Consider the following 24,388-nt stretch of genomic DNA (forward strand, 5'->3'; position numbering starts at 1 on the left):
TGTCGGTCCGGAGCCGAGCGTTCCGCCGCCGCGCACGGGGTGCAACCCCGGAGGGGGATTGATGGCAACCGTCGAACTTCGATTCAGCGCGCTCCCAGGGCATGTGCGCACGGCCCGCCTGGTGGCGGCAGCTGTCGCGAGACGTGTCGGGGTCGACGAGTCGGTGCTGGACGAGGTCCGACTGGCGGTCGGCGAGGCGTGTTCGCGCGCTGTCGGCCTGCACCAGCGCAGCGGCGTCGAGGGCACGATCCGGGTCGCTCTGACGGACCTGGAGAAGCGTTTCCTCATCGAGGTCGAGGACGAGGCAGGTCCGATCCTGACGGCCGAGCGCGACGCCGGCGCCGAACCCGAGGCTGGTGAGGATGATCTCGGCCTCGCCGTGATCACCGGCCTGGTCGAGGACGTCGAGGTGGACAACGGCGCCGAGGGCGGCCTGGTCAAGATGAGCTGGCCGATCGCCAACGTTCCGGTCGAGGCCTGACACCCTGCCGTCCCACCCTGGCTCCGGCCCTTGTGGGTCAGCCTGCGGCTCTCCGTGCTTCGCAGTCGGTCGGTGTCGGTCGGCTGTGCCGCGTCGAGTGGGTGCGTGTCAGGCGGAATCGCTGTGCCCTCGGGGCGCACGGATGCCTGGGCAGGCGCCCACCCTTCGGGCATTGATTGACAATCTGTTGAAGCAGGCGGTTCGCTGCTCCCCGGCGCGATCGGTGAGGTCTCACCACGTCCGGGAGAGGACACCCCATGCGGATACGCATTCTCTGGCCAGCAGGGCAGGCCACCGCCGTGCTGCGCTCCACCCCCACCTCCGAGGCGCTCTGGGCCGCGCTGCCGATCGCTTCCTCTGGCCAGTACCTGGGGCGAGGAGGTCTACTTCGGCACGCCCGTCCGCGTGCCGCAGGAGGCCGATGCGCAGCAGGTGGTCGAGCCGGGCACGGTGGCGTTCTGGACGGACGGCGACAGCCTGGCACTGCCGTACGGGCCGACCCCGATCTCGCGAGGCGGCGAGTGTCGACTCGCCGGCCCCTGCAACGTCCTCGGTGCGCTGGAGGGCGACGCGCAGGTCCTTCGGACCGTGCGCAGCGGCGATCCGATCAGGGTCGAGCGGGCCGGGCCGGTGGAGCCGGTGGAACGGGTATCCGGCGTCTGACCGGCGTCTGATCTGCGGCTTCGGTACCGTCCGGCCCCTGGCCTGTGCGGCGGGGGCGGACGGCCGTGTAGGTTCGCAGGTCGATGACCCGGACCGCCGAAAGGGCCCACTGGTGAACAAGCGACTGCTGGCCGTGACCACACTCGGCGCGGTCCTCGCGCTGGGCACCGCCGCGTGCAGCGATGACGACAACAGCGCACAGCTGGGCACCTGGGCGAAGGGTGTCTGCGACGCGGCGCAGGCGCCGATCGCCCAGTCCCGGACGGCTCTCGCGGACACCGCCAAGGTCCAGCCCGCCGAGCCCCCGGCGGATCTCCAGAAGCGGCTCGCGGTTGACCTGGCGGCGCTCGGCAAGACCAACCAGGAGCTCGCCGACGCCATCGACAAGGCCGGTGCGCCCAAGGTCACCGACGGCGCGGCCATGCAGAAGGACGCGGTCGGCGAACTGAAGCAGGCGGCCCAGGGGTATCAGGACGCGCAGAAGAAGCTCGAGGGCCTGCCCACCACGGACCAGGCGAAGTTCGCGGACGGGCTGCGCAGCGTGGGCGACCAGGTGCAGCGGCTCTCCCAGCTGTCCACCCAGGCGCTGGCCCGGCTGCAGAGTGGTGAACTCGGCGATGCGATGAAGAAGCAGCCGGGCTGCAAGACGGGCTCGCCCGCCGGCTCGCCCGCGACCGGCGCCCCCGGCGGGTCCGGCGGGTCCGGTGCGGCTGTGCCGCCGGCCGCCGATCCCAACGCCTCTCCCGCTGCCGGTTCCGCCGCACCTCCCGCCGGTTCGGCCTCCCCGGCCTCCCCGGCCGCAGGTCAGTCCTCCGCCGCGCCGTCGCCGAGCGCGAGCTGAATTCGGCCGGCAGGCCGAGCCAGAAGGCCCGTAGTGGTCGGCCGACCGAGCTGGGCCGGGTGCTGGGCCGGGCGCTGGGCCGGCCGGTCGGAGTGAGCCCGCCTGCCGTGGCCATGGCCGTGGCCGTGGTTGCGGCCGGGGAGCCGCGGTGGCGGGGGACAATGGCGGGGTGACCAGTAGCCCCACTCTTGATGCCTCCCGTCTCGCCAAGCTCCGCGAGGCGTTGCTCGCCGCCTCGTTCACCGCGGACGGCTGCCTCGACCTGCTCGGGCCGACCGGCTATGCGGCCCTGGCGCGCAGCGAGGCGGTGCCCGCGTTGCGGGCGACCCGCGGCGGTACGCCGCTGGAGACGCTGGTGCGCCTGTTCCTGCTGCAGCAGCCGGTGTCGTACGCCGCGGCCGAGGCCGCGCTGCCGGTGGCCGACTGCCTGGCCGACGGTTGGCTGGTGGCGGACGGCGGAGAGCTGCGCGCGGCCGTGGACATCCGGCCGTACGCCAATGAGGTGGCCGGTCTGGACAGTGCGGACGCCTGGGTGGTGTCCGACCTGGGCTGCGCGGTCGGTGGCGCGGGCGGGATCGGCTCCGGCGAGACGGCCGCCGGGGTCGCGCGCAAGGACCTGGTCCTGGGCGTGGGCGGTGCCTCCACCACGCTGGCGAACCTGACCGTTCGGCGGCCGGTGCGGTCCGTGCTGGACCTGGGCTCGGGTTCCGGCGTCCAGGCGCTGCACGCGGCCCGGCACGCCCAGCGGGTCACCGCCACCGACCTCAACCCGCGCGCCCTGCACTTCACCAGGCTGACCCTGGCACTGTCCGGTTTCGAGGGCGCCGAGACGGTGGAGGGCAGTCTGTTCGAACCGGTGGCCGGGCGGAAGTTCGACCTGATCGTCTCCAATCCGCCGTTCGTGATCTCGCCCGGCAGCCGCTTCGTCTACCGCGACGGCGGGATGGCGGGCGACGGGCTGTGCCGCAGCCTGGTCCGCAACGCCGCGGCCCACCTGGAGCCCGGCGGCTACTGCCATCTGCTGGCGAACTGGCAGCACGTCAAGGGCGAGGACTGGCAGGACCGGCTGGCCGGGTGGGTGGCAGGAACCGGACTGGACGCGTGGGTGGTGCAGCGTCAGGTCCAGGACGTGGCCGAGTACGCCGAGCTGTGGCTGCGCGACGGCGGCGACCACCGCGGCCCCGGCGCCGACTACCAGGCCCGGTACGCGGAGTGGCTGGACGCCTTCGAGGCCGCGGACGTCGAGGGTGTCGGGTTCGGCTGGATCACGCTCCGGGCCGGCGGCGCCGCCGATCCGGTGGTCCGGGTCGAGGAGTGGCCGCACCCGGTCGAGCAGCCGCTCGGCCCGCACATCGAGCGCTGGTTCGACCGGCAGGACTTCCTGCGCGCACATGACGACGCCGCCCTGCTGGCCGCCAAGTACGTGCTGGTCGACGACGTGGTCCAGGAGCAGGTGGGCGCACCCGGTGCGGAGGACCCCGAGCATGTGATCCTGCGTCACAACCGGGGCATGCGGCGGGCGACCAAGGTGGACACGGTGGGCGCCGGTTTCGTCGGGGTCTGCGACGGCACCCTGCCGGCGGGCGACATCGTCGATGCCATCGCCCAGCTGCTCGGCGAGGAGCGGGTGGTACTGCGGGACCGGGTGCCGGAGTCGCTGCGGATGCTCACCGAGCAGGGATTCATCGACCCGGTCACGGCCTGACCCGGCCGGCGCCGGCCCCCGGATCCAGAATCCAGGGGCCGGGGCCCGGGCTCCGGCCCGGAGGGCCAGGTCCGGCGTCGGGCCCGCAGGTCCGGGCGGCGGTCCGGGCGCAGGTCAGGGGTGGTACAGCTCGCTGATCGCGGTGATGTGGCCGGATCCGTCGAGGGCGACGTCGTAGTAGTCCCCGTAGCAGTTCGAGCCGTCGGCCGGCGTGCGGTGCGCCAGGCAGTCACCGAGGTGGCCGACCAGGGTGGGGAGCGGGACGGTCCGGGTGCCGCTGCCGTTGGTGAGGTCGACCAGGCGGGCGGTGGCGCCCGCGGCGAACGGGTAGGCGGCGGCCGGCCCCTGGGGGGTGTAGTAGCCGTCGTTGTCGACGGTCGGGCCGCAGGTGAACACGGTCTTCTGGGCGGTCAGCTGGCCGGCTGCGGCGGCGGTGGCGTGCAGGACCTGGTGGCCGGGCTTCTGGGCGGCCGTGGTGCAGTCGGCCGACGGGGACCCGGTGGGCTTGGCGGAAGGCTTGGCCGAGGGTTTGGCCGACGGCTTGGCCGAGGGGTTCGCGCTGCCGGTGGCCGCGCCGCCCGCCCCTCCCGTGCCGGTGCCCGGGGTGGTCGCGCCGGTCGGGTTCGGGACGCCGGAGGCCGCCGAGGAACCGGCTGCCGGGGCGGCGCCGTCGGGGTCGCAGGCGGTCAGGCCGAGCGTGGTGGTGGCCAGCAGCGCGGCGAGGGCGAGGAGGCGGTGGCGGCGGTTCATGGCGGTATCCCCCTGTGGAAAGGCCGATGTCGTCCGGGGATACGGGTGGGGGCCGCCGCCAGGTTGCGGCGGTTGCAAGGCTGTGACGCCCGGTGCCGCTCTGTGACGGGGCGGACAAGGGTCCGGCCCGAGTTCCCTGTCGGGGCGGCTCGGTGACGTACCGTCATTACCGTGCGGTGCGTCGCGCGCCGGTGCCGTTCACCCGTTGGACGGCTTGACGTTGCCCGGTGTACGTCGGACGTCGGTCCGGGGTTGTCCGCGGGCTGGAACTCTCTGTCCACAGGCTTGTGGACAGAGAGACGGGAGCGGCGGGGTGGAGCAGCCGACGGCGTTGGCGGCCGGGGTGGTGCTCGCGGTGTTCGGCAGCGCACTCCTGCTCTGGTGCGCCGTCGAACTGCGCCTTCGCCACCGTCTGCGTCGGCACGGCGTGCGTGTCACCGCGCGGGTGGTCGCCGATGGCACCCCGGGCGCGGATCCGTACCTGGAGCCGTACGGCGACGCCTCCGGTGAGCTGGACAGCGCCCCACTGCTGGCGTACCCGGTGGCCGGCCGGGCCGATGCCGGGGTGCTGCGGGCGGTGCCCGACCCGGCGGACCGTTCCGGCGCGGGCCACGTCCTCGGCGGCCGGGCCGGCGACGACCGGATCGGGACCGGGACCGGGACCGGGACCGTGCTCGCGCGACCCCGCGGGCACACCCCGTTGCGCCGCCCGGCCCGTCTGGTGCCCGGGACGGACGTGCAGGTCGCCTACGACGCCCGGCGGCCCGGGCGGGTGGTGCTGGCGGGCCACGACTCGGCTTCGGCGTCGGCCCTGCTCAGCGACCTGTTCTGGGCCCTGCTCGGTACCAGCACGCTGGCGGGTGGCCTCAGCCTGCTCGGTGCGGCCTTCACCCGCTGACCGCGCCACCCGGACCCGCTTCCCCGCCGCCCGCGACCTCTCCTCCCCGGCCCCGACACCGCCTTCGCCCCCAGCCCTGGAGCCACCCCCACCCCGCCGCCCGGACCCTCGCACCCCGCCGCCCCGACCCTCCCGCCCGGCTCGGAGGGACCCGCGCCGGGCTGATCGCCCGTCAGCCACCGCCCTGTCGGATTCGGCCGCCGAGGTGCTCCTGGGTGGCTTCCCGGGAGGGGAAAGCCCCATCTGCGCAGCGCAAAGGCACGGCATCGGGTTACCGTTCGAGTGGCGTCGGTCGGCCTAGCCGGTGAAAAAGCTGGATCCGTCCGTTTGACAAGGGTGGCCAGGGTACGGTCACACTCCGCTGGTGGGGCCGTCGCACAGCGGCTGCCTCCGGGGCGAGGGCCCCTCCTGTTCCGACGGCGGACCGGGAGGGAAGACAGGGTGAGATTCCTGTCTGCTGCCGGGCGCCGCCAGCAGAGATTAACGACCGGGAGAGAAGAGCGAAGGTGTCCCCGAGCAGCGAGACCGCGCACGGCAAGCGACTCGTCATCGTCGAGTCGCCGGCCAAGGCGAAGACGATCAAGGGCTACCTTGGCCCCGGCTACATCGTCGAGGCCAGCGTCGGGCACATCCGCGACCTGCCCGGCACGGCCGCCGAGGTCCCGGACAAGTACACCGGCGAGGTGCGCCGCCTCGGAGTCGACGTCGACCACGACTTCGCACCCATCTATGTGGTGAACGCGGACAAGAAGTCCCAGGTCTCCAAGCTGAAGTCGCTGCTCGCCGAGTCCGACGAGCTCTTCCTCGCCACCGATGAGGACCGCGAGGGCGAGGCGATCGCCTGGCACCTGCAGGAGGTGCTCAAGCCCAAGGTGCCGGTGCACCGGATGGTCTTCCACGAGATCACCAAGGACGCGATCCAGGAGGCCGTGCGCAACCCGCGCGAGCTGAACCAGCGCCTGGTCGACGCCCAGGAGACCCGCCGCATCCTCGACCGCCTCTACGGCTACGAGGTCTCGCCGGTGCTGTGGAAGAAGGTCATGCCGAAGCTCTCGGCCGGCCGGGTGCAGTCGGTGGCGACCCGCCTGGTGGTCGAGCGGGAGCGGGAGCGGATGGCGTTCCGCTCGGCCTCGTACTGGGACCTGATCGGCACCTTCTCGACCGGGCGCACCGCGGCCGACGCGGCCAACCCGGAGAGCTTCGGCGCCCGGCTGTCGGCCGTCGACGGCAAGCGCATCGCCACCGGCCGTGACTTCGGCCAGGACGGCCGGCTGAAGACCGTCAACACGCTCCACCTCGACGAGCAGGCGGCCCGTGCGCTGGCGGCCGCGCTGGAGCAGACGGCGTTCTCGGTGCGCAGCGTCGAGTCCAAGCCGTACCGGCGCTCGCCGTACGCGCCGTTCCGCACCACCACGCTCCAGCAGGAGGCCGGCCGCAAGCTGGGCTTCGGTGCCAAGCGGACCATGCAGGTGGCCCAGAAGCTGTACGAGAACGGCTTCATCACCTATATGCGTACCGACTCCACCACGCTGTCGGAGACGGCCGTGGCCGCCGCCCGGGCCCAGGTCACCCAGCTCTACGGGGCGGACTACCTGCCGGACGCGCCGCGCGTCTACGCCAGCAAGGTGAAGAACGCCCAGGAGGCGCACGAGGCGATCCGCCCCTCCGGGGACCGCTTCCGCACCCCCGCCGAGACCGGTCTCGCGGGTGACGACTTCCGGCTCTACGAGCTGATCTGGATGCGTACCGTCGCCTCGCAGATGAAGGACGCCGTCGGCCAGTCGGTCACCGTGAAGGTGGGCGGCCGCGCCGCGGACGGCCGGGACGCCGAGTTCTCGGCCTCCGGCAAGATCATCACCTTCCACGGCTTCCTCAAGGCCTACGTCGAGGGCGCCGACGACCCCAACGCCGAGCTGGACGACCGCGAGCGCCGGCTGCCCCAGGTCACCGAGGGCGACCCGCTCGCCGCCGACCGGCTCAGCCCCGAGGGCCACGCGACCAAGCCGCCGGCCCGGTACACCGAGGCCTCGCTGGTCAAGGAGCTGGAGGAGCGGGAGATCGGCCGCCCGTCGACGTACGCGTCGATCATCGACACGATCATCAACCGCAAGTACGTCTTCAAGAAGGGCACGGCGCTCGTCCCGTCCTTCCTGTCCTTCGCCGTGGTCAACCTGCTGGAGAAGCACTTCGGCCGGCTGGTCGACTACGACTTCACCGCCCGGATGGAGGACGACCTCGACCGGATCGCGGCCGGTGAGGCGCAGTCCGTGCCGTGGCTGAAGCGGTTCTACTTCGGCGAGGGCGAGGGACTGCCCGCCGCGGGCGGTGCCGCGGACGCGGGCAACGGCGACGGCGACCACCTCGGCGGCCTCAAGGAGCTCGTCACCGACCTCGGCGCGATCGACGCCCGGGAGATCAGCTCGTTCCCGCTCAGCGAGGACATCACCCTGCGGGTCGGCCGCTACGGCCCGTACGTGGAGAAGGCCTCGCAGGTCGAGGGCGAGCCCGGTCAGCGCGCCGACATCCCGGACGAGCTGCCGCCGGACGAGCTCACCGTCGAGCTGGCCGAAGAGCTGCTGGCCAAGCCGAGCGGCGACTTCGAGCTGGGCACGGACCCGGTCAGCGGGAACATGCTGGTCGCCAAGGACGGCCGGTACGGCCCCTACGTGACCGAGATCCTCCCCGAGGGCACCCCGAAGACCGGCAAGAACGCGGTCAAGCCGCGGACCGCCTCGCTGTTCAAGACGATGTCGCTGGACACCGTCACGCTCGAGGACGCGCTGCAGCTGCTCTCGCTGCCGCGGGTGGTCGGCGCCGACGCCGAGGGCCAGGAGATCACCGCGCAGAACGGCCGCTACGGCCCGTACCTCAAGCGCGGCACCGACTCCCGCTCGCTGACCAGCGAGGACCAGCTGTTCACCGTCACCCTGGACGAGGCGCTGGCGATCTACGCCCAGCCCAAGCAGCGCGGCCGGGCCGCCGCCGCGCCGCCGCTCAAGGAGCTCGGCAACGACCCGGTCAGCGAGCGTCCGGTGGTGGTCAAGGACGGCCGCTTCGGCCCGTACGTGACCGACGGCGAGACCAACGCGACGCTGCGCAAGGACGACGACGTCGAGACCATCACCCCCGAGCGCGGCTTCGAGCTGCTCGCCGAGAAGCGGGCCCGCGGGCCGGTGAAGAAGACCGCCAAGAAGGCCCCGGCGAAGAAGGCGGCGGCCACCAAGACCACCGCCACCAAGACCGCGGCCAAGAAGACGGCCGCCAAGAAGACCGCCGCGAAGAAGACCACCACGGTCAAGAAGGCGACCGCGGTCAAGAAGACGGCGGCCAAGAAGACCACCACGGCCACCTCGGCCGCCGCCGCCAAGAGCGCCGCGGAGTCCGAGGAGAGCTGACCGTCCTCCCGTCGCGGGCCCGTACCTCCGGTGCGGGCCCGCGGTGCGTCACAACCCTGTCATGAGCCGGCCCCACGGGGGCCCGCACCCCTACTGGCGCTTGGGCCGACCGCTACGCTGACGGTATGACGAGCGAGGAGCAGCCCACCAACCGCCCCGGCGCGCCGGACCTGCCAGACGTGGCCCCGGCCGGCACCCCCGGCGAGCGCGCCCGGGCGCTGCTGCGGCTGCGCCCGTACCGGCGGCTGTGGACCGCGCAACTGGTCGGCGGCACCGCCGACCGGCTGGCGCTGCTGGTGCTGCTGCCGCTGACGGTGATCGCCGCGCTGGTGGGCGGGCAGTTCGGCCACGGGTACCGGCAGCTCGCCCTGGCGCTGGCCGCCGCGTTCGGCGCCCGGCTGCTGGCCACCCTGCTGTTCGGCGCGGTGCTGCTCGGACCGGTGCACCGGCTGGTGGGCGGCCGCCTCGACGGCCGCTGGTCGCTGTTCGGCGCGGACGCGCTGAGGGCCGTCCTGATCGGCATCGCCCCCTGGTGGGTGACCTGGGCCCCCGGCTCGGCCGTCTGGGCGCTGCTCGCCACCGCCTTCGCGACCGGCGCCGCCGAGCGGGTCTGGACGATCGGCAAGGCCGCCGCCGTACCCGGGCTGCTCCCGTACGCGCCCGCCGCCGAGCGCCGCCCGTCGGCCGCCAGCCTGGACGCCGTCCGCACCCTGGACGCCCGCACCGGCTGGGCCGCCCTCCCGCTGGCCGCCACCGCGCTGGTGGCGCTCACCCTGCTGAACAACGTCCTCGCCGCGCTCGGCTCGGACTGGCTGCGGGACAACCAGATCACCGCCGCCGCGATCGGCGCCGCGCTGCTGTTCGCCGCCTCCGCCGTACTGATCTACCTGCAGCAGCTGCCGTCGGCCGGCCCGACCGCGCCGCGCTCCCCGCTGCAGGGCCTGCGCGCCCCCACCGACGCGGCCCCCGGCGGCTCGGCGCTGCGCAAGGGCCGTACCGGCTCCGCCCCCTTCTTCACCTTCGCGGTCGCCGCCGCCTACGCCTCGATGGCCGGGGTCGCCGCCCTCGGGCTGCTGACCGCCCTCGACCACCGGGCCGGCCCGATCGGGTACGGGCTGCTGGTGCTCGCCGCCGCCGGGGCCCCGGCCGTCGGCGTCCGGCTGACCCGGGCCACCCTGCCCGCGCTCTCCCGCCGCCGGCTGCTCGCGCTGGCGCTGCTGGTCGAGGGCGTCACGCTGATCCTGGCCGGGCTGGTGCTGGACTTCGTCCTGGTGCTGCTGCTCACCGTGGTGGCCGCACTGGCGGCCGGCGTGGTCGTCGCCACCGGCCGCACCCTGCTCGCCCAGGAGATCGAGGAGATCCGGCTCCCCAAGGTCACCGAGCACCTGTACGCCGTGCTGCGGGCCGTGGTGGCCGCCGCGCTGGTCGGCCTGCCGCTGATCGCCGCCGCGTACGGCGAGGTCGCGTACGGCGAGGTCCGGCCGGGCGGCTTCACCTTCATCCACGGCGGCGCCGCGCTGGCCGTCTCCACCGCCGGGCTGCTCACCCTGGTGCTCGCCGGGGTGGTCCTGCTCAAGACCGACGACCGCCGGGGCACCGTGCCGCTCGGCCGGGAACTGGTCCGGGCCTTGCGCGGCTCGACCACGCTGCCCGCCCACCGCACCACCGGCACCGGCTTCTTCATCGCCCTGGAGGGCGGCGACGGCGCCGGCAAGTCCACCCAGTCGCAGGCGCTGGCCGAGTGGATCCGCAGCAAGGGCCACGAGGTGGTGCTCACCCGTGAGCCCGGCGGCAGCCCGATCGGGCAGCGGCTGCGCGCGCTGGTGCTGGACGTCGGCAACACCGGCCTCTCGCACCGCGCCGAGGCGCTGATCTACGCGGCGGACCGGGCGGAGCACGTCGAGAACGTGATCCGGCCCGCGCTGGCCCGCGGCGCCGTCGTGATCACCGACCGCTACATGGACTCCTCGATCGCCTACCAGGGGGCCGGCCGCGACCTGGCCGCCACCGAGGTCGCGCGGATCTCCCGCTGGGCCACCGGCGGCCTGGTGCCGGACCTCACCGTGGTGCTGGACGTCGACCCGGGAGCGGCCCGCGAGCGCTTCACCGAGGCGCTGGACCGGCTGGAGTCCGAGCCGACCGAGTTCCACCAGCGGGTCCGGGCCGGATTCCTGGCCCTCGCCGCCGCCGACCCGGCGCGCTACCTGGTCGTCGACGGCAGCCAACAGCCCGCGGTGGTCACCACCGCGATCCGTCACCGGCTCGACCGCGAGCTGCCGCTCTCCGGACAGGAACGCGCCGCCAAGGCCGAGCAGGACCGCCTCGCCCGCGAGGAGGCCGAGCGCCGCGCCGCCGAGGAGGCCCGCAAGCAGGCCGAGGCCGCCGAGGCCGAGCGCAAGCGCCAGGAACTGCTGGAGCAGCTGCGCGCCGAGCAGGCCGAGAAGGACCGCCTGGCCGCGCTGGAGGCCGAACGGGTCGCCGCCGAGGCCGCCCGCAAGGCGGCCGAGGAGGCCCGGCTCCGCGAGGAGGAGCAGGCCCGGCAGCGCGCGGAGGCGGAGGCCGCCCGCCGCGCCGCCGAGGAGGCCCGGCTTGCCGTCGAGGCCGAGGAGCGCAAGCGCCAGGAGGCCGAGGCGGCCGCGCAGGCCGAACTCCAGCGCCGGCGCGAACTGCAGCGGGAGGAGCAGCGCCGCCGGGCCGAGGAGGCCCTGCAGCGTGCGGAGGAGGCCCGACTGCGGGCCGAGGCCGAGGCTGCGGCCGCTGCGGCTGCTGCTGCTGCCCCGGCGGCCGAGGCCGTGACCGCGGAGCTGCCGCAGGTCGAGCCGGGGAAGCCGGGGGAGTCCGGTTCGAAGGCGGAGCCGGTCGCGCCGGAGGAGACCACCCAGGAGATCTCCGAGGAACAGCGGGCGGCAGCCGTCCGGGCCGCGGCCGCCCGGACCTCGGTGCTGCCGAAGGTGCCCGCGGACGAGACCGCCGTACTGCCGAAGACGCCCCCGGCGGACGAGACGGCGGTACTGCCGCCGGTGCCGGCTGCCGGTGAGACCGCCGTCCTGCCCAAGGTCCCGTCCGTCGACGAGACCGCGGTGCTGCCCGCCGTCGAGCCGGCCGGCCCCTCGTCGCCCAGGCCGCCGGCCGCCTCCGCCCAGGACCGGGTGCCGCCCGGCCTGTGGCGGGACGAGCCGAAGGCCGCCGACCCGGAGCCCGCCGTCGAGACCACCCGGGAACTGCCGGCCGTCGAGCCGCGGCCGCGCCCGGACTGGGCCGAGGAGACCCCGATGGACGACCTGCCGAGCCTGACGGACAGCCTGCTGGGCTCGCGCGACGAGTGGTCGCACTGGGAGTCCGAGGAGCAGCAGCCCGACTCCGGGACGCCGCGCGGCCTGTTCCGCAAGCGCCGCCGGGACTGAGCCCGGCTGCCGCCCGCACCCCCTTCACCGGTCCGGTCCCCGCGTACGCGCCGGGGCCGGACCGGTCCGCGTCCGGGGCACCACGGTGTCCGGGACCGCTGCGGCGCCCGGAACGCGAGGAGGTGTCCGGGGCGGGCGTTAGGCTCGGTGGGCGGAGCCGGGTGCGCAGGAGCGGCTGGGCGGACGGTTCGGCAGGGCGGACGGGTCGGCAGGCAGTCGGCGGCAGGGAGTGCGGCGTGAGTGTGTGGGACGACCTGGTCGGCCAGGACCGGGTGGTGGAGCAGCTGCAGGCGGCCGCCCGCGCCGCCCGGGCGAGCGTGCTGGCCGGCCGCGGCGGCGCCGGGCCGCAACCCGGGGCCAACGCCTCGCTGATGACGCACGCCTGGCTGTTCACCGGCCCCCCCGGGGCCGGGCAGACCACGGCCGCCCGCGCCTTCGCCGCGGCACTCCAGTGCTCCAGCCCCGACCTGGAACTCGGCGGCACACCGGGCTGCGGATTCTGCGACGGCTGCCACACGGTGCTCTCCGGCAGCCACGCGGACGTGAAGTACGTCCGCACCGACGGCCTGTCGATCGGCGTCGGCGACATGCGCGACCTGGTGCTGCGGGCGTCCAGCTACCCGACCGGCGGCCGCTGGTCGGTGATCCTGGTGGACGCCGCGCACCGGCTCACCGAGGCCGCCGCCAACGCGCTGCTCAAGGGCGTCGAGGAGCCGTCGCCCCGGACGGTGTGGCTGCTCTGCGCGCCGTCCGTACAGGACGTGCTGCCCACCATCCGTTCGCGCTGCCGGCTGCTGGTGCTGCGCACCCCGCCCGCCGAGGCGGTCGCCGACATGCTGGTGCGCCGCGACGGCGTGGAGCCCGGGACGGCGCGGGTGGCTGCACTGGCCGGGCAGGGCGACATCGAACGGGCCCGCCGGCTGGCCGTCGACGACCAGGCACGGGCCCGGCGCGCGGACGTCCTGCGGATCCCACTGGACGTCGCCGACCTGGGCGGCTGCCTCATGGCGGCGCAGCGGCTGGTCGACACCGCGAAGGCCGACGCCGAGGCGCTCGCCGAGACCCAGGACGCCAAGGAGACCGGTGACCTGCGGGCCGCCTACGGCGCACTCGAGGGCAGCCGGGCGCCGCGCGGGATGGCCGGCGCGGTCAAGGAGCTGGAGAAGCGGCAGAAGAGCCGCGCCACCCGGACCCGCCGCGAGACGCTCGGCACGGCGCTCAACGACCTGCTCGGCTTCTACCGCGACGTGCTCGCGGTGCAGTTCGGCGCCACCGGAGAGCTGGCCAACGAGGACCAGCGGGCGGCCGTCGGCAAGGTCGCCGCGGCCGGGGTGCCGGAACAGACGCTGCGCCGGATCGAGGCCGTACTGGACTGCCGCCGCGCGCTGGACCGCAACGTCGACCCGCTGCTCGCCGTCGAGGCGATGACGGTCGCGCTGCGGGCCGGCTGAGCCACCCCGGCCGGGGCCGCGCCCCACGCGCGGGGCCGGGGCCCGGTGCCGGATCGGCTGCTCCCTCGTTCGAGTGAACGTCGCCCGCCGCCCGTACGGCCCCGGCCCGCCCGGGCTGCTCGTCTTGCACCCTGAGGGCTGAGCCCGCCGCGGTACCGGCGGCCCGTCCTCCTCCGAGGTGGTGCGCGCATGCTCCGTCCGCTCCTGGTGGTGCCCCTGCTGATCTCGGCGCTGGCCGCCGCCTGGCTCGCCCGCGGTGCGCTGCTGCGCTGGCGTGACCTGCGGGCCGCGCAGACCTACGAGCTGACCGCCGAGCAGCGGCCGATGCTGCTGCGGGCCGGCGGCGCGGTGCTCTGCGGGATGTGCGTCACCGCGCTGGCCGTCGCGCTGCTGCTGTCGGGCCGGTCGGTCCGGGGTGTCGCGGACGAAGCGCTGGCCACCGCCGGGCCGCGGCCCGCCGCGCCGCCGGCGGAGTCGCCGGGCGCCACCCCCGGGCTGCTGCCGGTGGTCACCCGCTTCGAGTCGGTCGGGCACCCGGCCGGCGGCAACCTGCTGGAGGCCGTGGTGGCCGCGCCGGACGGGCGTCCCCGCAAGGTCAGGGTGTGGCTGCCCGCCGAGTACCTGAAGGATCCGAAGGCCGCCTTCCCGGTGATCGTGCTGCACTCCGGCACCGCCGGCCGCACCGCCGACAGCGAGCTGCCGGACGTCTTCGAAGGCGTCGCCTCCGCCGTCCAGCTCGGCAAGGCCAGGCCGTTCGTGGTGGTCGCCCCCGAAGCGCCGAACGGCACCGGCCACCCCTGCGACCTGATCGCCGCCGCCCCGCAGGCCGTCGCGGACGACACGGTCCTGCGCACCGCCGTGAACGAGAACTTCCGCACGGCACCCGCCGGCCCGGGCGGCTGGGCGGTGCTCGGGGTCGAGGGCGGCGCACCCTGCGCGGCCGCCGCCGGGCTGGCCCGCCCCGACCTGTACGGGGCCGCGGCCGCAGTCTCCGGCCGCTACGACGCCCCGGCCCTCACCGAAGCGGGTGCCGAGATCCCCGGTACGGCGCCCGCCCGCCTGCTGCTGGCCGCCGCGAAGAAGGACACCGAGGGCCTGGCCGCCGCCCGCAAGCTGCAGAGCACGCTGCACGGCGGCAAGGGCCGGGCGGCCAAGGCCGACGTACGGATCTCCGACATCGTGGAGGACTTCGCGCCGGACCGGGAACGGCTGCGGCTGGTCCGGGTCGCGGTCCAGTACCTGGCGGAGACCCTGGCCAAGCCCGCCTGAGGCCTCGGGGCCGGCGGGCCCGGGAGGGGGCAACCGAGAGGGGTGCGGGTGCGCCGGATGCGCGGCGACCGGGTGCTGATTCCGTCCCCGGCCGCAGGTGGTCCGGCGGACGCGGGGCGCGCCGGATACGCTCGGGACAGCCGCCGGGTGATCATCGCCGCGAGCGGCAGGCTGGCCCGGCCACGAGGCCGGCAGTGGCACCGGGCCAGGACCGGGCGCCGTTCGCCTCCCGTGCCCGCCTCCGAGCCCGCCCCTGCGTCCGCGCCCGCGTACGCGTCCGAGGGAGAGAGAAACACCATGCGTGCTGCCCGGCCCCTGCGACGGTTCGCTCCCGTGGCCGCCACCGTGAGCCTGCTGCTGGCGGCCGGCTGCACCTCCGGCCCGGCCAACGGGCCGGTGAGCGGATCCGGCTCCTCCTCGGACAGCCACGGCCCCGTGGCCGCCGCGGCACCCGCCGCGACCCCGCTCGAACCCCTGCCCACCGAGATCCCGCCCGCGCTGGCCACGTACTACGCGCAGCAGCTCGGCTGGCAGAGCTGTGACGGCGACTTCGAGTGCGCCACCTTCAAGGTCCCGGTCGACTACGCCGACCCGGCCGCCGGCGACCTCACCCTCACCGCCGCCCGCAAGCGCAGCACCGGCGGCGCCGACCGGCTCGGCTCCCTGCTGCTCAACCCGGGCGGCCCGGGCGGCTCCGCCGTCGAGTACCTGGAGGGCACCGCCCGCACCTTCGACCCGGGGGTGCGGGCCAAGTACGACCTGGTCGGCCTCGACCCGCGCGGCGTCGGACGCTCCAGCCCGGTCCGCTGCCTCGACGGCGCCCGGATGGACGCCTTCACCGCCGTCGACCTGACCCCCGACGACCAGGCCGAGACCGACGCCCTGGTCGCCGCCGACAAGGAGTTCGCGAAGGGCTGCCAGGACCACTCCGGGGCACTGCTCGGCCACGTCAGCACCGTGGAGGCGGCCCGCGACATGGACGTGCTGCGCGCGCTGCTCGGCGACGGACGGCTGAACTACCTCGGCAAGTCCTACGGCACCTTCCTCGGCGCCACCTACGCCGGGCTCTACCCGGGCAAGGTCGGGCGGATGGTGCTGGACGGCGCGATGGACCCGTCGCTGGACTCCACCGGCGGCAACAAGGGCCAGGCCGCCGGTTTCGAGACCGCCTGGACGGCCTTCGCCAAGGACTGCGTCAAGCGGGACGACTGCCCGCTGGGCACCGACGAGGGGGAGGCCGGGCGGCAGCTGACCGAGCTGTTCCGGCAGATCGACGGCCACCCGCTGCCGACCGAATCCGGCCGCACCCTCACCGAGTCGCTCGCCACCACCGGCACCATCCAGGCGATGTACGCGGAGTTCCTCTGGCCGAAGCTGCGCAGCGCGATCAGCGACGCGAAGGCCGGTGACGGCAGCGCCCTGCTCGACCTCTCCGACGACTACTACGAGCGGGCGCCGGACGGCAGCTACCCCAACCTGATGTTCGCCAACATGGCGGTCAACTGCGTCGACCTGCCGCCCGCCTTCACCGGCCCGGACGCGGTCCGCGCGGCGCTCCCCGAGTTCGAGAAGGCGGCGCCGCAGTTCGGCCAGGACATGGCCTGGATGGCGCTGGGCTGCACCTACTGGCCGGTCAAGGCGACCGGCGCCGCCCACACGGTCCGCGCGGCCGGGTCGGTCCCGATCGTGGTGGTCGGCACCACCCGGGACCCGGCGACGCCGTACGCCTGGGCCCAGTCGCTGGCGGGTCAGCTCGAGTCGGGGCGGCTGCTGACCTACGAAGGTGACGGCCACACCGCGTACGGGCGGCGCAGCGAGTGCATCGACACCGCGGTCAACCGCTACCTGCTGGGCGGCGACGCCCCGGCGAACGGGACCCGCTGCGGCGCCTGAGGCGGGGGCGGCGCGGCTGTCTCCGGGGGGAATGTCAGGACCGTTCCAGCATGATGGTCCTTCTGGTTAGCATGGTGCGCCCCCCTGTTCCGTGCCTGCCTGTAGGAGCGCATCCGTGCTCGGAGTCAACGACCTCACGACGTACGTCCTCGGGGCCCTGGTTATTGTCCTGCTGCCGGGCCCCAACTCGCTGTACGTCCTCTCGGTGGCCGCCCGCAGGGGCGTCCGCACCGGCTACCGTGCCGCGGCCGGCGTCTTCGTCGGCGACTTCACCCTGATCAGCCTCACCTCGCTGGGTGCCTCCTCGCTGCTCAAGGCCAACCCCGCGGTGTTCGCGGGGGTCAAGTTCGGCGGCGCCGCCTACCTGCTGTGGATCGGCTTCGGCATGCTCAGGGCTGCCAGGGAGCTGTGGCGCGAGCGGCGCGCGGCGGCGGCGGTCGGCGCGGGCGCGGCCGAGTCCGAAGCGGTGGGGACGGCGGAGGGGGAGAGCTCCGAGCGGCCGTTCCGGCGGGCGCTGGTGATCAGCCTGCTCAACCCGAAGGCCATCCTGTTCCTGCTCTCCTTCTTCACCCAGTTCGTCGACCCGTCCTACGGTCAGCCGGTGTTCTCCTTCGCCCTGCTGGGCGGGATCCTCCAGGCCTTCAGCGTGCTCTACCTCTCCATGCTGATCTTCGCCGGAACGGCACTGGCCACCGCCTTCCGCCGCCGCAAGCGGCTGTCCGCCGGACTGACCGGAGGCGTCGCCGTCCTGTTCGCCGGCTTCGCGGCCAAGCTGGCGGTCTCCTCCGCCTGACGCAGTCGGGGCGCATCCGGGCCGCATCCGGGCCGCCCCCGGAGGTGGCCGGAGCTGCGGACCTCCGCCGGGGGGCGGTGCGGAGCACGGTCCGAAACTGTGTAGACTGACCCGCGTTGTTGGTGCGATGCTCAGCCCTCCGGGGCCGGGGACAAGCCGGCAGCGGTGCCGCCTTAGCTCAGTTGGCCAGAGCAACGCACTCGTAATGCGTAGGTCACGGGTTCGAATCCCGTAGGCGGCTCACTGAAGGACCAGGTCAGACAAGCTCTGACCTGGTCTTTTTGCCTTTCCGTGACCTGTCGCGATGGGTGTGCGTGAGCGGAAAACGCTTCATGATCACTCCCGGTGGACATTCGGTGGACATTCGTGCAGCGAGCGTGCAGCGCGGTGGACGAGAGGATCCGCGCCGGATCCGGGCCGGATCCATTGCCGTGCCGGGCGGCCTGTGGGAAAGCTCCAAAGTGCTTCGCCCTTGGTCATGGACCTACTGACGTCACCATCCGCCGGAGAGTGCAGCAGGCGCAGGACGGAGAGCGCTGTCGTTGGGTCGCCAATGCGCAGGGTAGGGCGGTCCGCCGAGGCTCGTCGTGTTGATCCACAGGACCCCGGCAAGATCCGGCGGCATGGACCACCGCGCGGGCGCGCCCAGATCGACGTTTACTGGTTGGCCGGCATGAGTGTCGCCGTAGCCGAACTGGATGGTCAGCACCGGCTGTCCGGCGAGGAGATGGTCGAGCTGTTCGAGGCCCACTCCCGTGAAGCGGTGGGCGCCGGTCGCGACGATCAGCGGGACGCGGAGTTCCCGGGCGAGGTCGCGATACTTGCTGACCTTCTCACCGATCCGTTGGGCCAACGGCTCGGCCGTCACCTGACCGGCGAGGCTGCTCGGCGGGATGAAGATCGCGCTCATTCCCGGTGCCCGCATGGCTGCGCGAGTGCGGGGGTCGCCCTGGAGGAGGAAGGTGTAGCCCTGCGTGGGAAAGACCGCGAGCTGAAGGGGAGACATCAGATAGCGGTGCAGGTCCTGGGCGATCCGCTTCGCGGTGCGGGCATCGGGCGGGGTGTACGGGCCGTCCGGCTTCGGGGCCAGGGCGAGAACCACGGGCAGCGGGATCTTCTTGATCCGCTCCACCAGCGAGTGCCAGGCCCGCATCTGGCCGTACGTCTCCTTCGACGGGCTGTCCGTCACAACTTCGACCAGAGCCAGCGGGTTGCCGGCCGCATCCAACACGGTCCAGTCCGGTGTCAGATTTCCCTTTCCCCAAGGGTGCTCGTAGGCCACCGGCAAGCCAGTGCCCCGAAGCACCGCCCCGGTGGCCAGTTCGATGTTGTCACCCCAGAAGTACTGGTCGAACCAGAGCTTCCTCGCGAACGCGTCGGCTTCCTTGGCCGGGAGCAGGTCGAGCTGGTCGTCCAGCCAAGATCGCCATGATGAGTACTGCTCCTCCACGGCAATGTCGTAGGTCAACTCCCGCTGTTCGGGAGGACGGCCGCCGTACCGGCTTCGTTGGGCGGTCACGAACTCGGGGCCGAAGCGCCTCGGGCGCGAATCGGTGCTCATGCTTGGCCATTGTCCGGCCCCAGGCGGGAAGGTGCGGCGATTTTTGGCCGCACTGACGGTGCGGCAGCTGCCAGGCGCAGGACATTGGCCCGAAAATCGTCAGCTTGACGAAAAGGGCGCCGCGCCGCACTCTGAAGGCATGCACGCCTTCCTCTCGCATAACCACCGGGACAAGCCGCTTGTTAGTCCGCTGGCGAGCCGTCTGCGGATGCTCGGCGTGGAGGTCTGGCTCGACTCGTGGAACATCGCGCCGGGCGACTCGATCCCCGGCAAGGTCAACGAGGCCCTCGGGCTGGCTGACACCGCGCTGGTCTTCTGGTCCAGCAACGCGGCCGACTCCCGGTGGGTGGACACCGAGTGGCAGACCGCTTTCACGAGGCGGTTGAGCGACGACTCGGTTCGGATCATCCCGATCGTTCTGGACGCCACGCCGCTGCCGCCAGTGCTTCGGCCCATCATGTACGTCTCCCTCACAGACCGCGATTTCGATCGAGCGGCTCGGGAAGTCGCCGGAATCAAGTCGCCCGCGGAGTACAACCGACGAGCGCAGGAGTTCTTCGCGGCTTCCGGAATGGAGCCTCGGTGGTTCAGGGGCGTCGGGGCTCTCGTGGGCTGCCCTCAGTGCGGAGCGCCGAGCTCCGAGCTTGAGCCGGTCGAACTTGAGCACCTCATGGAGCACACGATCCTGATCTACTCTGGCGCCCGCTGTGTTCACTGTGACTGGATGGACGGCACGGAGGAGTAGAACGGGTTGCCGTGGCCGCACGGGGTCGAAGGCTGCCCCCTCCAGACCTTGTGCCCCGGCGGCGCTGCCTGCTGTAGGTAGCGGCGACGGCGTTTTCCAACTTGCACCGGGTGGTGAGTCTGGGATGGCAGCGGCAGCAGGGCGGGTTCGGCGGAGACCACGACAGGTCGGAGATATGGCGGCCGATCAAGGGGAAGTCGTTATGCGCTGCTGGGCTCCCACAGCGGTGCGTACTGCGGGTGCTCCGAGAACCGGGCGGCGACCTCACGCACCACAGCGCAAGGATGTGCCTCCTGGCAGCGGCGGCACAGTCCGTCCCCGAGGCGTTCGCGCCCCCGCAGCACGTGATCGTCGATCTCATCGGTAAGCGCGCACCATGCCTCCCAGAGCTTGTCGAACTCGTCATCGGTCTCGACGTCGAACGGATGCTCGTGGCCATCCAGAAGACACTGCTCCAACCACCGGTGCAGGTACCGAACCCGATCCTCCTCGCGGGCCATCTTTTTGTTGTGGAGGGGACGTTCGGCGACGATTGCGAACTCCTCAGCACTCTCGGCCGCCGATCGGCCGTCGAACCACTCGATCTCCTTCCTTGCGACGTCGGTCCACCATGGCTTGTCCTTCGCGTGCTTCTCGAACCTCCGGGGGAGGTGTGAGGCAATGCCGACGTACAGGAGGACGCCGGCGGCGTCGAAGAGGCGGTAGAGCGCCGTCCTGCGGGCGTTGAGGGCTGCTGCTCTTGCCTCACGTGCTTCCCTGCGCGTCCTGTACTCCTCATCCCGCTGGTGCCACGTGGCGGCGCGCTGGAGGGCGTTGGTCCCCTGCTCGATCATCTCGACGTGGACCGCGAGGTAGAGGTGCCCACGGCGGGGCCAGTTCTTGACCGGATGGCCGAGGAACTCCCGCACTGCATGCTCGTGCCAGCCGCGGGCTGCCAGATCGGCGGAGTCGAAGAACTTCTTCCGGGTGGCCATCTCGCCATGATGGCCCTGGGCACCGACAGCCGGATCTGATCCACCCTGGACCCGCGAGCAGAGCGAAGCCCCGATCAGGACGTGCTGACCGGGGCTGGGCTGCTGAACGTTTAGGCCGAGCGTTCGGCCTCGTTAGTTTCGGCGGCCTCCTCGACCTCGACAGGCTTCCGGGGAGGTGCCAGCCGGGGTAGGCGGCGGGGCTTCAGCTGGCCGTCGTCGGTGACCACCGAGAGCGGGCGGCGGTCGTGGGGGACGAGCGCGACGACCTTCTCGGCGGCGTCCTTCGCCAGGTCGTCGAGGACGGTCTGGTAGGTGTCGCGGGTGATCCGGGTGTCCGAGTGGCCGAGCGTCTCGGAGACGACCTTGATGTCGACACCAGCTGCGAGCATGAGCGTCGCGGCGACGTGGCGAAGGTCGTGCAGGCGGATCGGGGGCAGGCCGGCAGCTTCGACGAGGCGCTCGAACAGGTCGGACATCTTGCCCGGGTGGATGAGCGAGCCGTCCTCGTTGGTGAAGACGCGACCGGTGTCCTGCCAGGCGTCACCCCACTCCAGCTTCTCCTGCTGCTGGCGCTCCCACTGGAGGTCGAGGAGTTGGTCGGTCTCGTCGTCGAGCGCGAGCCAACGGACGCCGGAGCTGGTCTTCGGGGCGCCCTCGTAGACGTCCCACCCGTCCTGGATGAGCTGGGTCGCGACGGCGATGGCCTTCGCCGCTTTGTTGCGGTCCTCCCAGCGGAGGCCGCAGGTCTCGCCTCGCCGGGTGCCTCGGAAGGCGATGGTGCGGAAGTAGAGGTAGAAACGGTGCTCGGCGATGAAGTCGAGGAAGTCGGCGGTCTGGTCCGGCGTCCAGACCATGACGGGGCTCGGCTTCTCGCCTGTCTCCTTCCACCGGGCGATCCGCTCGGCAGTCCAGACGAGGGCCTTCGGCTTGGTGCCGGGCAGCAACTCGACGTGCGCTGCCGGGTTGAACGGCGGCATCTCCTGCTGAGCGATGGCCACGTTGATCGCCGCGCGCAGGGTGTCCCGGATGTGGGGCTGCGTGTTGAGACCGGTGATCTTGCGGAAGGGAGGCATCTGGTCGAGCTGGGCCTTGAGCCACTTGCGCCGGGCCCGGTTCTCCGCGCCCTTCCACGGGGTGGCGTCCAGCTCGGCCTTGACCGTGCGGCGCTGCTCGTTCTGCTCCTGGACCTCGATGTTCCGCTCGTTGATGTCGTCGAACATCTTGCTGACGTGGTGGACGCGGAGCTTGTCGAGTCGGACGTGGCCGAGGTGGGGCTTGAGGTGGTTGCGGACGTCGCAGTCGTAGCGCTTCCAGCCGCCACGGCTGAGCCGCTTGCGACCGTCGAGCCAGGTGTCGAGCCACTCCGCTACGGTGATCTTGGTGTTGAGAGGCTGGCCCGTGGCGATCCGGCGGCGGACCTCGTCGTAGTCCGGGACCGGCGCCTTCTCCTTGAGGCAGTTCTCCAGCAGGTCGCTCAGCTGGAGCTTGGCCCAAGCGTCGTCCTCCTCGGGTATCGCGAGGAGGGCGCGGACCTTGTCGAGCTCTTCCTGTGCCTTGGTGGAGCTCTCGAAGCCACCCCGGCGGAAGCGGCGTCGGCGGCCTTCCTGGTCGGGCTCCAGTTCCTGGAAGACCGTCCAGACGCCGTGGCGGCGGGACGACTTGAGCTTGGGGCAGGCGGCCCCGTACTCCTTGCTGGTGCCGGGGTCGATGCACCGGCACCGGCGGGAGATCGTGCCGTTCTTCACTCTCTGTCCTCTACGCGTGCTTCGTCCTCGGCCTGGTCGACGACCGCCAGGTCGCCAGGGAGTGCGGGCGGGACGAGACCCCGCTCACGCATCCGCTTCCGGAAGGAGGCCAGCTCCTTGCGGTCGGCGTCCGCGTACTCCTCATAACCAGCGGCCAGCTCCAGAAGGGCGGCCTTGCGATCCGGGGCCGGTGTCGTACTGGCCGTCCGGCGTCGGTCCGTCGCCAGTGCGGCGGATGCTCTGGCAGCGGCGACGAGGTCGGCGTGCGCCCTAAAGGTGTCCAGCACATCGCGGGCGCTACCCGGCGGCGCCGGGTCGGCGGTTGGTGTCTCCCCGGTGAAACCGGCGAGCGCGTCCCAGGTGGGTACCTCCCGGCCGGGCAGCAGCTCGACCGCCTCCGCCGTCCCCAGGGGGAACAGCAGGGTGATTGGCGGCGCGCCGAGCACGTCCGCCAGGACCAGGAAGTCTGTGAGCGTGATGCTCGTGCGGCGGCCAGATTCCAGGTTCTTGATCGTCTGGTCGGTGATTTCCGGCAGGCCGCGGTCGGCGCAGCCCTCCGCGACGGCCGCCATGGTGAGGCCGGCCGCCTTGCGTGCCTCACGCATGGAGTGCACGACCTGGGCGGTGAACGCCGCTGGCCAAGAGTCTGAGGTCATGCCTGCACTTTACGATCGAAAAAAGTGCTGCCGCAACTCCGTGATACAACGTTTCGCGTCACACCCGCACGAATCTCGACTAGGAGAGCGTCATGGCTGCACCTTCCTCTGGTGGCATGACCGCCGACGAATTGCTCGCCCTCCCGGTGGCTATCGACCTCGACACGGCAAACCGAGCGCTCGGGATCGGCCGCTCCACCGGTTACGGGCTGGCGAAGTCGGGGGAGTACCCGGTCACGGTTCTGCGGCTGGGCAGTGCCTACCGGGTGGTGACGTCTGAGCTTCTGAAACTGCTCGGCATGGAACGCCGAGCCGACGCCCTGTCGGCAGCCGGAGAGGGCCACGGTCTCTGCGCCTAGGCGGCGGACGCCTTTGCGGGGGTTAGAGACGAAGGACGATGGCGCTGGCGTCGTCGTGCACCTTCCCCCGCTCCGGCGACCGGATCGCCTCCTGCTCGCGGGTCAGCCGGATCACCTCTGCCGGGCCCTTCTCCAGCAGCGCGTGCATCAGCTGCTCCCAGGTCCAGCCGTAGTGGTCGGCCAGGCGCGAGGCGCCGTCCGTGAGCACCGCGACCGCCGCGACCTCGGCCCTGGAGAGCGTCCGGGTGACGGCCCGGTCCGCCGCCTCCGGCCGGGTGGAGGCGACCCAGAACCCGCCGTCGCTGTTCCTCAACTTGCTGAGGTCAGCGGGGGTGTAGCCGGGGAGGTGGTGGGTGCGGGTGTCGGTGACCACCAGGACGTCGCCCGGGTGGGTGAGGACGAGGATCGGGGAGTCGCAGAGGACCATCAGTTCCACCAGGTCGTCGGTGATCCGGGCGGCGGCGACCGTGGACGACGGGCTGTCCGGACAGGCCATGTCGCAGGTCTGGCCGTGGGAAGCGGCGAGGTCAGTTACGGCCGCGCGCAGCACCTTGGGCAGCGGCGCGGTGGTGGTAGCCAGCAGGGTGCCGAGGTGTCCGGCAAGCTGACGGACGTACCAGGCGACGGTGTGGCTGCACCCGGTGGGCAGACCGTTGGCGGTGGCGCCGTCGAGGACGAGGGCCCAGGTGTTCCCGGTCAGCGCGTAGTCGTCGCCATCGCCGGTTCCGGGCGTCGGCGCGGTCGCGCAGGTGATCTCCACGGTCAGCAGCTCCTATTGTTCGAGTCCCCGACTTGGGGACCTCGG

Annotated in this window: 18 protein-coding genes, 1 tRNA gene and 1 pseudogene; 14 read left to right on the forward strand and 6 right to left on the reverse strand. The window is 72.7% G+C overall.

Annotated elements, in window-relative coordinates; genetic code table 11:
* Nucleotides 1-61: 61 nt before the first annotated feature.
* The 4 genes and pseudogenes from AA75_RS27455 (at nucleotide 62) to AA75_RS27470 (ending at nucleotide 3,690) form a co-directional block, all read left to right on the forward strand.
* On the forward strand, nucleotides 62-481 hold the full coding sequence (locus AA75_RS27455; RefSeq protein ID WP_033822952.1) for an ATP-binding protein: 420 nt from the start codon (nucleotides 62-64) through the stop codon (nucleotides 479-481).
* Nucleotides 482-738: 257 nt separating this feature from the next.
* Nucleotides 739-1,144 (forward strand): annotated as a pseudogene (locus tag AA75_RS27460) (cyclophilin-like fold protein).
* Between the two features lie 112 nt (nucleotides 1,145-1,256).
* Nucleotides 1,257-1,985: a hypothetical protein gene (locus AA75_RS27465; protein ID WP_051813484.1), complete on the forward strand. Its 729-nt coding sequence runs from the start codon at nucleotides 1,257-1,259 to the stop codon at nucleotides 1,983-1,985.
* Nucleotides 1,986-2,154: 169 nt separating this feature from the next.
* Nucleotides 2,155-3,690, forward strand: a complete 1,536-nt coding sequence (locus AA75_RS27470; RefSeq protein ID WP_033822953.1) for a methyltransferase — start codon at nucleotides 2,155-2,157, stop codon at nucleotides 3,688-3,690.
* Between the two features lie 114 nt (nucleotides 3,691-3,804).
* Here AA75_RS27470 and AA75_RS27475 read toward each other — a convergent pair whose 3' ends face one another.
* Nucleotides 3,805-4,440 (reverse strand): hypothetical protein, encoded by a 636-nt coding sequence (locus AA75_RS27475; RefSeq protein WP_033822954.1) that lies wholly within the window; start codon nucleotides 4,438-4,440, stop codon nucleotides 3,805-3,807.
* Nucleotides 4,441-4,753: 313 nt separating this feature from the next.
* Between AA75_RS27475 and AA75_RS27480 the strand changes: the two genes are divergently transcribed.
* The 8 genes from AA75_RS27480 (at nucleotide 4,754) to AA75_RS27515 (ending at nucleotide 17,784) form a co-directional block, all read left to right on the forward strand.
* Complete coding sequence (locus tag AA75_RS27480; RefSeq protein WP_033822955.1) at nucleotides 4,754-5,338, forward strand: hypothetical protein; 585 nt, start codon at nucleotides 4,754-4,756, stop codon at nucleotides 5,336-5,338.
* Nucleotides 5,339-5,844: 506 nt separating this feature from the next.
* Nucleotides 5,845-8,733 (forward strand): type I DNA topoisomerase, encoded by a 2,889-nt coding sequence (gene topA, locus AA75_RS27485; RefSeq protein ID WP_033822956.1) that lies wholly within the window; start codon nucleotides 5,845-5,847, stop codon nucleotides 8,731-8,733.
* 125 nt (nucleotides 8,734-8,858) lie between these two features.
* Nucleotides 8,859-12,137 carry a dTMP kinase gene (gene tmk, locus AA75_RS27490; RefSeq protein ID WP_033822957.1) on the forward strand — a complete coding sequence of 1,093 codons (3,279 nt, stop codon included), beginning with the start codon at nucleotides 8,859-8,861 and terminating at the stop codon, nucleotides 12,135-12,137.
* A 236-nt stretch (nucleotides 12,138-12,373) separates the two neighbouring features.
* The gene (locus AA75_RS27495; protein ID WP_033822958.1) at nucleotides 12,374-13,588 is read left to right on the forward strand and encodes a DNA polymerase III subunit delta'; all 1,215 of its coding nucleotides are present in this window, start codon (nucleotides 12,374-12,376) and stop codon (nucleotides 13,586-13,588) included.
* 189 nt (nucleotides 13,589-13,777) lie between these two features.
* Nucleotides 13,778-14,857, forward strand: coding sequence for an alpha/beta hydrolase-fold protein (locus AA75_RS27500; RefSeq protein ID WP_033822959.1), 1,080 nt, complete (start codon nucleotides 13,778-13,780; stop codon nucleotides 14,855-14,857).
* 297 nt (nucleotides 14,858-15,154) lie between these two features.
* The gene (locus AA75_RS27505) at nucleotides 15,155-16,750 is read left to right on the forward strand and encodes an alpha/beta hydrolase (protein ID WP_033822960.1); all 1,596 of its coding nucleotides are present in this window, start codon (nucleotides 15,155-15,157) and stop codon (nucleotides 16,748-16,750) included.
* A 115-nt stretch (nucleotides 16,751-16,865) separates the two neighbouring features.
* Nucleotides 16,866-17,543 carry a leucine efflux protein LeuE gene (gene leuE, locus AA75_RS27510; protein ID WP_033822961.1) on the forward strand — a complete coding sequence of 226 codons (678 nt, stop codon included), beginning with the start codon at nucleotides 16,866-16,868 and terminating at the stop codon, nucleotides 17,541-17,543.
* 167 nt (nucleotides 17,544-17,710) lie between these two features.
* Nucleotides 17,711-17,784, forward strand: a tRNA-Thr gene (locus AA75_RS27515).
* A gap of 252 nt (nucleotides 17,785-18,036) precedes the next feature.
* Here the strand turns inward: AA75_RS27515 and AA75_RS27520 are convergent.
* Nucleotides 18,037-19,104 (reverse strand): hypothetical protein, encoded by a 1,068-nt coding sequence (locus AA75_RS27520; protein WP_033822962.1) that lies wholly within the window; start codon nucleotides 19,102-19,104, stop codon nucleotides 18,037-18,039.
* Between the two features lie 139 nt (nucleotides 19,105-19,243).
* On the opposite strand from AA75_RS27520, the gene AA75_RS27525 reads away from it, so the two are divergent.
* On the forward strand, nucleotides 19,244-19,849 hold the full coding sequence (locus AA75_RS27525) for a toll/interleukin-1 receptor domain-containing protein (RefSeq protein ID WP_033822963.1): 606 nt from the start codon (nucleotides 19,244-19,246) through the stop codon (nucleotides 19,847-19,849).
* Between the two features lie 200 nt (nucleotides 19,850-20,049).
* Here the strand turns inward: AA75_RS27525 and AA75_RS27530 are convergent, their stop codons facing one another.
* The 3 genes from AA75_RS27530 to AA75_RS27540 all read right to left on the reverse strand — a co-directional run bounded on the left by AA75_RS27530 (nucleotide 20,050) and on the right by AA75_RS27540 (nucleotide 23,224).
* Nucleotides 20,050-20,823, reverse strand: a complete 774-nt coding sequence (locus tag AA75_RS27530) for a GIY-YIG nuclease family protein (protein ID WP_051813489.1) — start codon at nucleotides 20,821-20,823, stop codon at nucleotides 20,050-20,052.
* A gap of 110 nt (nucleotides 20,824-20,933) precedes the next feature.
* Complete coding sequence (locus tag AA75_RS27535) at nucleotides 20,934-22,568, reverse strand: site-specific integrase (RefSeq protein WP_051813491.1); 1,635 nt, start codon at nucleotides 22,566-22,568, stop codon at nucleotides 20,934-20,936.
* Nucleotides 22,565-23,224 (reverse strand): helix-turn-helix transcriptional regulator, encoded by a 660-nt coding sequence (locus tag AA75_RS27540; protein WP_033822964.1) that lies wholly within the window; start codon nucleotides 23,222-23,224, stop codon nucleotides 22,565-22,567. The genes AA75_RS27535 and AA75_RS27540 overlap by 4 nt, the downstream gene beginning before the upstream one ends.
* 92 nt (nucleotides 23,225-23,316) lie before the next feature.
* On the opposite strand from AA75_RS27540, the gene AA75_RS27545 reads away from it, so the two are divergent.
* Nucleotides 23,317-23,583, forward strand: coding sequence for a hypothetical protein (locus AA75_RS27545; RefSeq protein ID WP_082526868.1), 267 nt, complete (start codon nucleotides 23,317-23,319; stop codon nucleotides 23,581-23,583).
* Nucleotides 23,584-23,605: 22 nt separating this feature from the next.
* Here the strand turns inward: AA75_RS27545 and AA75_RS27550 are convergent, their stop codons facing one another.
* Nucleotides 23,606-24,343, reverse strand: a complete 738-nt coding sequence (locus AA75_RS27550) for a protein phosphatase 2C domain-containing protein (protein ID WP_033822965.1) — start codon at nucleotides 24,341-24,343, stop codon at nucleotides 23,606-23,608.
* Nucleotides 24,344-24,388: the final 45 nt, after the last annotated feature.

The sequence above is a fragment of the Kitasatospora sp. MBT63 genome (assembly GCF_000710465.2).
Taxonomy (GTDB): Bacteria; Actinomycetota; Actinomycetes; order Streptomycetales; family Streptomycetaceae; genus Kitasatospora.